We start from the raw sequence: 534 nt of genomic DNA on the forward strand, positions 1-534 counted from the left end.
CATGTTGCGCAAGCCGCGCGCGGTCTGGCCCGTGCGCGCGGCCTCGCCATTATCGCTCACCGCAAAGCCATGGCCGTCGTCGGTCACGCTGATCACGCCGTACGGCCCCTGGTCCCCGTCCAGCGTGTCGATGGTGACCGCGATGCGGCGGGCCTGTGCGTGCTTGACCGCATTGGTCACGGCCTCGTCGAGGATGCGCACGATCTGGATGACGTGCCATGGCCTGAGCTCGGGATGCAGCGGCAGGCCCTGCGGCGTCGCCACGCGCCAGTCGAGCGTGATGTCGTGCGGCCGCAATTGCGCGCTCGCGCGTTCGCGCCAGGAGCCGAGGGCAAGCATCAGGTCGCCGCCGATGTCGTCCATGGAATCGATGACGAGACGCAGATCCTTCAGCGCGGCACGGGCGGCGTCGGTGATGGTCGCGCCCTCATGGCCACGCTCGGAGAGCGCGACGATGCTGACGAGCTGGCCGCCGAGGCCGTCATGCAGGTCACGCATCAGGCGCGTGCGCTCGTTGGCGAGTGCGGCGGCGCG

At 70.0% G+C, this 534-nt stretch carries 1 protein-coding gene; it reads right to left on the reverse strand.

The genetic code is table 11. From position 1 onward, the window contains the following. The coding region (locus MOV75_RS41440) for a sensor histidine kinase (RefSeq protein WP_247008667.1) at positions 1-534 on the reverse strand (534 nt) is incomplete at both ends.

This window comes from Bradyrhizobium sp. PRIMUS42 (assembly GCF_023006515.1).
GTDB lineage: Bacteria > Pseudomonadota > Alphaproteobacteria > Rhizobiales > Xanthobacteraceae > Bradyrhizobium.